We start from the raw sequence: 9,764 nt of genomic DNA on the forward strand, positions 1-9,764 counted from the left end.
GCGCCCGTCGACCAGTCCAACAGGCGTAGCGACCAGCGAGAGTGAAGTTCCTCTAAGTCGGTCTTGGCGCTCTGCCTATCTTCAAGGGGGGCACGTCGTCGATTGATGTTTTGAGCGCCCGGCTGAAGACAGTTTCGACTAGCGCAATAATGCAGCCGGAGATTGCCATCAAGACCATTAATGTACCCCAGATCGCCGTGAGGGGCAGGTTTCTTTGAGCATTGACCCGGATGTGCCATTCATGAGCCCACGCAGGCTGCCGCATCGTCGGGCCTGGAGAAACATCTGCCACGCGGGTCAGGCCGAGATTGATGCCATCGGCAAGATGGCGGTGAGCAGCGCAAGCCTGTTGTCGGGCGGACCGGCCCGTGCGCAGGTGGGTGAACGCGTTCGCGATCGTGCCAACCTATGTTGGCCCCGCAGCTGATCCCGAGATCGCCGTGCGTGTCAGGCGACACTCTTTCAAGGCCAGTGGAAGATCGTTGGCTTGATGCTGCGATCCCTGCACTGAAATCGGCAACTGCTTTTGGATCGTCCTTGGCTTGGGACAGACACTCTGAATGATTTCATGGTGACTGATGGGTACCTGTTTAACTGAAAAACTTCGCGATCGGACCGGCGGAGCGCTTGCAACCTGCCCCAAAGCAAATTCCCATCAGGTGGCAAATCACTGCAGCGATTATCGCCTGGGTTAGGGCGTGGCGCTGCTCGCACTTGTTAAGGCTGGCCTGACAGCGTCGCCGGCGTGATGGGTTCACTGTTCAGTACCTGGACTGTTCAAAACGTTGTGACCTGCGCTTGCTAGTGATTTCCGTCTCGCGAAGCGCAGGACCACACCCAGCGAAGCCGCAATAGGTATCGCCAGCAAGACACCGATGAAGCCGAATAACCACCCGAAGGCGAATAGCGCAAACATCATCCAGACTGGATTGAGGTTGACGCGCCGACCGATGAGGCGCGGAGACAGAACATAGTCGGCAAGCATTTCACCGATAATGAAGATGCCCCCCACAACAGCGACAGGTGCCCAATTGGGCCAGAACTGGTCCACCGCAACGCATACCGATATCAAGATACCGGTGGCTGCCCCAAGGTAGGGAACGAAACTGATGAGGCCTGCAGCTATACCAATCAAAATGGCATGGTTGAGTCCGGTCAGCTTCAACGCTGCCGTATAAAGCACGGCAAGAATGAGACAGATGGCAACCTGACCGCGCACGAAGCCGGCAACAGTATCGTGGATTTCGCGCCCGAGCGCCCGACCATCATCGCGGTACTCCGGAGCGAGCCAGCCATCAATTGTCGCAATCATTCGGTGCCAGTCAATGGCGAGATAGATGGCGATGATTGGAGTGACAACGAGGAGCGAAAGAAGGGAAATCAATGCTCGTCCGCTCGACCACAGCGAACTGAGGAAACCGTCGAGCCATTTGCTGCCCATCGCCCTCACGACATCGACGGAAGATTGCTCGATGTGAAGATTCTCACCCATGATGTCATGCATCCAGGGTCCGCTTGCTTCGGTCATAAGGGACTGCAGACGCGTGATGTAGCGGGGAAATTCATCAATAAAAAATCTGAGCTCACCAATGATAACCGGGAACATAACCAGCATGACCGCGATAATACCCACGATCAGCGGCAAGATGACGGCTAGTGCCGCAAAGCTTCGATTGATCCCGAACCGCTCTAACCTGTCGACTGCGGGAACGAGAAGATAGGCGAGCAATGCGCCAACAACAAATGGCAGCAGGATTTCGCGCAAAAGCACTAGCGCAACCAAGGCGACTGCGGAAACCGCAATCCAGAATGTAGCTGGTTGCACAATTCTCATGGGACCCCTGCGCAGTCTTGTTTCGAGTTCTGCCGGACTTTGCTGATCTCAGCGCATCGATCCTCGGATCCAAGGAGGGTAGAGACGGTAAGGATCCTCCTTGTCAATTATCCATCAAGCTGGCGAAGGCGATCTCACCATCGGTAATGTAATGGTTGACCTTTCCGGTCTGTAGACGTGAGCCGGATTGATGCAAGACGACATCCCCGATCACCCGCTTTGACTTCAACTGGGTGACTATGTGATCTCGTTCAGCATTCGTATCTGAATCGGTAGCGTGTGTCACTTGGAGCGTCAGTTTGGTCAGCGATAATCCAGTATCCCTGGTGCCCGCCCCAACCCACAAGACGCGCTGATCAGTCGATGGCCTATCCGTATTCAGCCAGAAGCTTGCTGCTGTGATATCGTCGCCCGTATGGGCGGGGCTCAGCGCCCAGAAGCGGATATGGTGGCGCTTGCGCGGACTGTTGTCGATGGGCTGCTGGAAACCTATGTCCTGCTTTCGTCCGAAGAGATAGAGCGTGCTGAAAGGAGCCGTCGGATACGGAGTGTTGAGCAGAAACGCTCGTACCATTCGCCACGAGCTTGCAACCCCCAAACTGTCGGCTGTTGACCAGCCCGCTGTTGCAAACGCATCGCAAAGTTGTTGAAGAGTGCCTATCAGCACGAGATTCACTGGATCGCCGGGCAAGCCGTCGCCAGTGATGGTGTACCTAGGGATGAGTCTCCGGTGGAGAATCTTTAAGCCCATTCGGACCACGTTTGGCAAAATGACGTAGGCAGCAAGCCCATAGGTAAGACCTACCGCCAGGATCCAGGGAAGTCTGTGGTCCGCAGTGTCAAAAACGACAAAGACGATCAGCCAAACGCTAACTGCCCCCAGACAGAAGATGAGAAACCTTTGGAAAAGGCGCGTAAGCATTCTCAAAATTTCTTATCCCGTGCAGGACCTTGGTTCGCTATCGACTTCGCTGCTCGTACCTTGTCCCGCCGGCCGAACAGAGACGCTGTAGGCTAAGTTCTACGCCACATGTCGTCGAAACGATATTGTTCTTTGGGGAAGCGCGGGTCTCGTTGAGCGAGGATGCACCGCCCGGCAGCGTCGAGCCGCCGCCGGTCTGGGCCTGAGCAACCTCGAACCGTTGCGGGGCCGGATCGCTGATCCGGCCCGTCGTCGATCCGGCCTGCGTTGGATTGGAGACCGCAACGCCCGGCTCGGCATAGAGCGCCACGCCCGCGCCGAGCAGGAGTGTTGCGACCGTGGAGAGGCCGAAGATTCGTTTCTGGCTCATCATGCGAGCACCTATCGTTCGTTAGCGCGCTGCGCGTTGAGGTCGAGCAGAGCCTGGAAGCTCTGCAAGGAAGCGAGATGTTTAGTCCCGGCATTTGATGGAGCAAAGCGCTCGCTGACGCCTGCTCGAGGTTCATGGAATGAGCCGTCACAGCAGATCTTGTCGCAGCGCGAGAGCTGATGTCGAGACTGGAGCAGCGATAACCGGAGCGCAGTGTGTGCCACTTACTGAGACATCCGCCATACAACTTCGGACGGCTCGCCGATGCAAGCGCTGCAACGCCGCCAGCGTGCGGGTGGATGCCCCGTTTGACGTCGGAACACTGTGATAAAATGGGTCTGTGAACGAAAGCCGACATCAATCGCAATTTCGTCGATGCTCAGGTCGTCGCTCAACAATTTCGTTTTCGCGCGCTCTATTCGACGGTCGCGCAGATAGGCATGCGGGCTCCGGCCTGTTGCGAACCGGAAGCCGGCAGCGAAATGCATGGGGCTGAGGCCCGCGGCGCGCGCGATGTCTACGAGTTGAAGCGGGGTCGCTAGGTTCCTTTCGATGAACTCTACGGCGCGCTTGAGCCGCCATGGTGCGAGCACGACGGAGTTTGTCTTGCGATCCTTCATCTTTGCTCGTCTCCACCGGTCGCCGCAATAAGCCGGGACTGGATTCGCTCTAGGGTTCGTTCGAAGACTTCCGGTTCGTCGAGCGCCCTGGCGAGCACCAAGGCCCCCTGGACGGCAACTACTGTCTCCTCGGCAAGCGCAAGGGCGTCACGTTCAGGGCATCCGGCCCTCTCGAGAGCAGAGGCGAGCGCACCACGCCACTCGGCGAAGTAATCCCTGACCCGATCGCTGAAGCGGTTCCGGACGTTGTCCAGTGCAAACGCGCCAATGAGGCACACACGGCGGCCGGAGCGAAAGTAGCCGGCAACCGAGCTACACATGCTGGTGATTGCGGAACGCGGATCATCCGCGCTCCGTAGCGGTTCGAAGACCTGCGTCGCGAACCATTCGTCGATCTCGCCGAGCACGGCTGCGGCCATCTCTTCCTTCCCACCGGGAAAGAAGTGATAAAGGCTTCCCTTTCCGAGGCCGGTCTTTTCGGTGATGGTCGATAGGCTTGCACCGTCGAAGCCATACTCCCGAAAGATCTCGGCGAGGGATGGGATTACGTCCGAGCGCTCGGCGACGATCTTTGGCATGTGCTACAGTCCCAATTCGGAAAGTCCCGGGTGGTCCGCTGGCCTGGGCCCAGACCGATCCCAGAAGAATTTGCGTTCAGATTCTTCGATCGGCAGATCATTGATGCAGGCATAACGGTGGTGCATCAGCCCGTTTTCGTCGAACTCCCAGTTTTCGTTGCCGTATGCCCGGTACCAGTTCCCGGAGTCGTCGCGGTACTCATAGGCGAAGCGCACCCCGATACGGTCGCCGTCATGAGCCCACAGCTCCTTGATCAGCCGGTATTCGAGTTCTTTTGTCCACTTCCTCGCCAGGAACTCGACGATACGTTCGCGTCCTTGGACAAATTCCGCGCGGTTACGCCAATAGCTGTCGACGCTGTAGGCGAGGGACACGCGGTGCGGATCGCAACTGTTCCATCCGTCCTCTGCAGCTCGGACTTTGGCCGCTGCCGATTCGCGGGTGAAAGGGGGCAGTGGTGGGCGTTGTTCAGTCATGGTCATGATCTCCAGATCCTTTTCACTGTACCGATCGGTAAACAGTGTGTCAATCGGTACATGTGGCTGAGTGCAGCGTCAACGGTCAACGCTGGGCGCTGGCCGTTTTTGCCGTGCGAATTGAAAGGTTGCGCCGTAGTCCGCCGAGTCCGCGTCACGCCGAGAGCTGCGATCTTAGCTGTTGTGGCTAGGCCGGTTGCTAGATGTTTGTCCGCTCAGTGCATGAGTTCACGAAAGACTGTCTCAAGCTCGACGTCTGAGGCCGCCACCACCGCGTAATAAAGCATCTTTGTCTCGCTCTCGGTGGTCTCGGCTGGCCAAAGAACTCGCTCGGCGATCGACCGCTTTCGCTTCATGAGACGCTGCAGCAGACAATCGAAGGATCCAGCGCCAAGCCGTGTATGCGACAGATCGGGGATAGCGACATCAGTTCAAAAACAGGTAGGCACAAATTTCGGACGAGCCCGGAAACATACTTCCTGTCCCGCGCGTCGTCGCCTCTCATCGCCGCCCTGCGCTATATCACTGCTGGTCAGTGGGCGGTCGCTTACGCGCAGCTCAGAAGGATCGCGCGTATCAGCTCTCCGCATCCGAAGATGACATCCAGGGGGCCACTGATGGCGATAAGGGTGCATTGCTTCGATAATCCGCTCACTGTCCGGGCGGAACATGCGACTATGGCTAGGGCGTGCCGGTCACCATCGCGAGCGAGCACGTGAACGTTGTCGCCAAGCACAAAACACCAAAGCGCGGCAATGTACTGTGGCGGGGAGGAACGTGCGTCTACATTAGTGAAAATGCGCCAACACATCGTTTCTGGCAGCGGAGGTTCCGCTGCCAAAACGTTTCAACCAGCGGCCTGCTTATTTTGCTGGGGGGCCATAGGAAGATGCGATTTTGCCCGCCTTCTCTTGGGCAGCTTTAAATTCCGCGCCCGTGTAGGCTCGCACGGTTTTTACATTCGATACAGCTCCCGATGCGCTGACGACGAGAAGTGCGGGGACCAAGTCAGCGCCATCGTCGAATTCCGTGATTGCCATCCAGTCGGTTTCGCCCGTCGTAACGTAGAAAGAATGCAGTTTCCCGCCCGCTGCTTCCATGATGCCCCGGGCCGCCTTTTCTCGGTTCGATGGACTGTCAATCATTCCCTTCGCTGACGTGGTTGTATAGCACCCTGTGGTTATGAACAGTGGCATGACATCCTCCCTCAACTGGGCAGATCGGGTGACCTGCCATACTCAATATCTCAAAAAACTTGGCGTTAGACGAGCGTTGAGCTGCAGAGCGCTAGATTGGTCACGCACAATTCGGCGACGCACAGTGAGCATGATCGCCACAGCGGCGGGCCTTGAAATGACGGCACTACCAGCCGTCGCATCCGAAGCGGTTGCACGTTAAGGCTTTGGACCGTTCAGCAGGGATTCCCCTGGCATATAGCGAGCTCCTTCGGGCCGACAGGAGACGAACGTTTAGGGTCTCCGAATGCGGTCGCGTCGGCCTTAACCATCGCCGTCCTGCCACCGAAGTTCCAAATCGAGCTAAGTGTGTCGTTCGAGGGCGCATCGGCAGCGATTTCGAGGGACCCATCGATCATCTCATCCGACAACTCTGCCAGGCAGTGACACTTCTTTCCTTGCTGAGGGCGTAGCCCCTGGTCTGCTCCCGGGAACGAGCATGGGATAACGGCGCGCTTTCCCGCATTCAGTCGTTGAGACTTGGGGATGCTGCTGGCCTGCGGGCACACAAACGAACAACGCCTTTCTCCTTAGAGTTGATCGAATCCATGTTACCGTTCATCCAGGACAAGGCAGATGGCGGCACCGCCAGCAGGTCTGCCTGAACGTTGATCCGAGGCCGTCGCGCTTCGATTCCTACGATGCCGTCTTGTTGGGAGGATGTGCCATGGCGGGGATACTTGACGTGGTTGTCGTCGGAGCAGGCTCGGCCGGGCTTGGGATCAGTTATTTCCTCAAGCAGCAAGGTCGCGATCATCAGGTGCTTGAGCGAGGCTGCATCGGAGAAACCTGGCGGACCCAGCGCTGGGATTCCTTCCGTCTGAACTCGCCTAACATTCGCTCGCTGCTGCCCGGTGATTCCCATGACGTGCCTGATCCCTGGGGTGCCAGCACACAGCATCAATTTGTCGCTTATCTCGAGAACTATGTTGAGCGGCACCAATTGCCGGTGATTACCGGGACTCCAGCAGAGGAACTGTCCAGAGATGACGGACTCTTTCTCGTGACGACACCGCGCGGTGTCTTTCAGGCCCGCAACGTCGTGGTCGCGAGCGGTAGCCTGAACTGTCCGAAACGATCGCCTGAGTCGGCGGAACTGCCGGCAACGGTTCGCCAACTCGATTCCTCGGCCTATCGCAATGCCGCCGAGTTGGAACAAGGTGCTGTTCTGGTCGTCGGTAGCGGTCAATCGGGCGGTCAGATTGCCGAGGACCTGGCACTCGCGGGACGCTCGGTCTTTCTGGCGACGAGCCGAGTCGGCCGTCTGGTCCGCTATTATCGCGGCGGCGACATCTTCAATTGGATGACCCTGTCCGGCTATTTCGACGTACCGCGCAGGGAAATCGTCCTGCCTTCGGGGAAGCTGCCGCCGCGAGGCTTGCTTGGTGCCACCCACACCATCAGCCTGCAATCGCTGAGCGCCCAGGGGGTCGTGTTGCTCGGTCGCTTCTTGGGTATGACGAATGGCAGCCTGGTATTCGGCGACAACCTGGATGAGCAAATGCGTTTTGCCGACGAGAGCTCAGCCAACGTCAAGCGCCTTATTGACGCTTACATCGGGCGCGCCGGGCTGAACGCGCCGCCTGCCGAGGATGATCCTGCCGAGGTGATCGCCCCACGCCTCGCCGATCCACCGATCCGCTCAATCGAATTGGCGACGAGCGGCATAGCGTCGGTAATCTGGTGCACAGGCTTCAGAGGCGATTTCCGGTGGATCAAAATCCCGGACACCATCGACGACGACGGCCAGCCTATTCACGAGGAGGGGATCGGATTCGTTCCCGGACTGTATTTTTCCGGCCTCGATTTTGCCTCGACTCGGAAGTCGGGAGTTATACCGGGGGTTGCTGAGGAAGCAGCACGGCTGGTGAACCATCTGGCCAAGAGATCGGCGAGTTAATGGCTGACCGCTCGAACTTCCGTTCTCTACGATCCGGTCAAAACAATCTGCGCGGAACACCTCGCTAAGCTCGAACGGGCGGACAATTCAACCTTGCTGCGACACTTGACCGGACGCAATGTCAGTGCCCGCTCAACCGTCGCGCATGCCATTTGATGTGATCGTCCATAAAACTTGAGACGAAGTGATAAGAATGATCATAGCCCTCCTGCATGCGCAAGGTCAGCGGAATATCGGCGTTAGTGCAAGCAGCAACGAGCAGCGATGGCATTAATCCCTCTTGGAGGAAGAGATCGTCTTTACCTTGATCGACCAGAAACTCGCCAAACCGGCGGCCGTCTTCAATTAGTGCGCAGGAATCATATTCACGCCAGGTTGCCTCATCTGGCCCCAGGTACTTAGCAAAAGCCGAATTCGACCACTTCGCCATCATTGGCCGAACGATGGGCGCGAACGCTGAACAACTGGCAAACCGCTCAGGATTCTTGAGGGCGATCGTCAGCGCACCGTGCCCACCCATGGAGTGGCCGAAGATCGATTGGCGGGTCAGGTCGGCGGGAAAATTGGCGCCCAACAACGCGGGCAGCTCCTTCGTGACGTAGGAATACATACGATAATTTCGGTCAAACGGTGCTTGCGTTGCATCGACATAAAAGCCGGCGCCGCAGCCGAACTGCCAGTTGTCGACTTCGTCCGGTACGGCATCGCCACGCGGACTTGTATCTGGGCAAACAACAAGCAGGCCGAGTTCGGATGCCAAACGTCTATACTCACCCTTTTCCATGACGTTGGCATGGGAGCAGGTAAGACCGGACAGGTACCACAGAACCGGCACCGGCCCGGCTTTCGCCTGCTCTGGCACGAACACCGCAAACGTCATATCACAAGAGCAAACCTGCGAGGGGTGAGAGTATACACCCTGCATTCCCCCATGGGCTTTTGCGACCGCTAACGTTTTCATTCATATCTCCCCCTGAAGTTAGTTGCCGCAAGCGCGGCGGCGCAATTTGTGTTTGGAGATTGGAATTGCGCCGCCACTGACGCCAGAGGGCTGGAGGCGCCCGTCCCTGGCGCGTTCGCTTGCATCCGGCGCCACCGGTAACGGCGCCTTCCTGAATCGGATTGCGAGCTTAGTAGAGAACCACGCTGCGGATGCTCTCACCCGAGTGCATCAGCTCGAAGCCCTTGTTGATGTCTTCGAGCGGCATCGTGTGGGTGATCATCGGATCGATCTCGATCTTGCCCTCCATGTACCAGTCGACAATCTTCGGCACGTCGGTGCGGCCGCGCGCGCCGCCAAAGGCGGTGCCCATCCAGCTGCGGCCGGTGACGAGCTGGAACGGACGGGTGGAGATCTCCTGGCCAGCGCCGGCAACGCCGATCACCACCGACTTGCCCCAGCCACGATGCGAGGCTTCGAGCGCCTGGCGCATCACCTTGGTGTTGCCGGTGCAATCGAACGTATAATCGGCGCCGCCGATCTGGTCGGCCCCGCGCTTCGTCATGTCGACGAGGTAAGGCACGATGTCGTCGCCAACCTCCTTCGGATTGACGAAGTGGGTCATGCCAAAGCGTTCGCCCCAGGCCTGCTTGTCGTTGTTGAGATCGACGCCGATGATCATGTCGGCGCCGGCAAGCCGCAGGCCCTGGATGACATTGAGGCCGATGCCGCCGAGGCCGAAGACGATCGCGGTCGCACCCATCTCGACCTTGGCCGTGTTGATCACCGCGCCGATGCCGGTGGTGACGCCGCAGCCGATATAGCAGATCTTGTCGAACGGCGCGTCGGGGTTGACCTTGGCGACGGCGATCTCCGGCAGCACGGTGT

The 9,764-nt window shown here is 58.2% G+C and carries 11 protein-coding genes; 1 reads left to right on the forward strand and 10 read right to left on the reverse strand.

Features of this window, described 5'->3' with window-relative positions:
- Nucleotides 1–52: 52 nt before the first annotated feature.
- The 8 genes from BKP54_RS35325 to BKP54_RS22560 form a co-directional block, all read right to left on the reverse strand.
- Nucleotides 53–397 (reverse strand): Tn3 family transposase, encoded by a 345-nt coding sequence (locus BKP54_RS35325; RefSeq protein ID WP_128090481.1) that lies wholly within the window; start codon nt 395–397, stop codon nt 53–55.
- A gap of 357 nt (nt 398–754) precedes the next feature.
- Nucleotides 755–1,834 carry an AI-2E family transporter gene (locus BKP54_RS22530; RefSeq protein WP_084815000.1) on the reverse strand — a complete coding sequence of 360 codons (1,080 nt, stop codon included), beginning with the start codon at nt 1,832–1,834 and terminating at the stop codon, nt 755–757.
- 103 nt (nt 1,835–1,937) lie between these two features.
- Nucleotides 1,938–2,762, reverse strand: a complete 825-nt coding sequence (locus BKP54_RS22535) for an LssY C-terminal domain-containing protein (RefSeq protein ID WP_025429584.1) — start codon at nt 2,760–2,762, stop codon at nt 1,938–1,940.
- A gap of 31 nt (nt 2,763–2,793) precedes the next feature.
- Nucleotides 2,794–3,126 (reverse strand): hypothetical protein, encoded by a 333-nt coding sequence (locus tag BKP54_RS22540; RefSeq protein WP_128090479.1) that lies wholly within the window; start codon nt 3,124–3,126, stop codon nt 2,794–2,796.
- A 224-nt stretch (nt 3,127–3,350) separates the two neighbouring features.
- Nucleotides 3,351–3,746: an AraC family transcriptional regulator gene (locus BKP54_RS22545; RefSeq protein WP_025429586.1), complete on the reverse strand. Its 396-nt coding sequence runs from the start codon at nt 3,744–3,746 to the stop codon at nt 3,351–3,353.
- Complete coding sequence (locus BKP54_RS22550) at nt 3,743–4,324, reverse strand: TetR/AcrR family transcriptional regulator (RefSeq protein ID WP_025429587.1); 582 nt, start codon at nt 4,322–4,324, stop codon at nt 3,743–3,745. Before BKP54_RS22550 ends, BKP54_RS22545 begins: the two co-directional genes overlap by 4 nt.
- A 3-nt stretch (nt 4,325–4,327) precedes the next feature.
- Nucleotides 4,328–4,801, reverse strand: coding sequence for a nuclear transport factor 2 family protein (locus tag BKP54_RS22555; protein ID WP_082523610.1), 474 nt, complete (start codon nt 4,799–4,801; stop codon nt 4,328–4,330).
- An 863-nt stretch (nt 4,802–5,664) separates the two neighbouring features.
- A complete protein-coding gene (locus BKP54_RS22560) occupies nt 5,665–5,997 on the reverse strand; it encodes a GYD domain-containing protein (RefSeq protein WP_025429589.1) in 333 nt (110 codons plus the stop codon).
- A 706-nt stretch (nt 5,998–6,703) separates the two neighbouring features.
- Between BKP54_RS22560 and BKP54_RS22570 the strand changes: the two genes are divergently transcribed.
- Nucleotides 6,704–7,936, forward strand: coding sequence for an NAD(P)/FAD-dependent oxidoreductase (locus BKP54_RS22570; protein ID WP_084815002.1), 1,233 nt, complete (start codon nt 6,704–6,706; stop codon nt 7,934–7,936).
- Nucleotides 7,937–8,057: 121 nt separating this feature from the next.
- On the opposite strand, the gene fghA is transcribed toward BKP54_RS22570, so the two are convergent.
- Nucleotides 8,058–8,897 carry an S-formylglutathione hydrolase gene (gene fghA, locus BKP54_RS22575; RefSeq protein ID WP_084815003.1) on the reverse strand — a complete coding sequence of 280 codons (840 nt, stop codon included), beginning with the start codon at nt 8,895–8,897 and terminating at the stop codon, nt 8,058–8,060.
- Between the two features lie 169 nt (nt 8,898–9,066).
- Nucleotides 9,067–9,764 (reverse strand): zinc-binding dehydrogenase (locus BKP54_RS22580; protein WP_143347942.1); only part of this gene is annotated, 698 nt, incomplete at its 5' end.

Source organism: Ensifer sp. 1H6, assembly GCF_001976035.1.
In the GTDB taxonomy this organism is placed as follows: domain Bacteria; phylum Pseudomonadota; class Alphaproteobacteria; order Rhizobiales; family Rhizobiaceae; genus Ensifer; species Ensifer canadensis.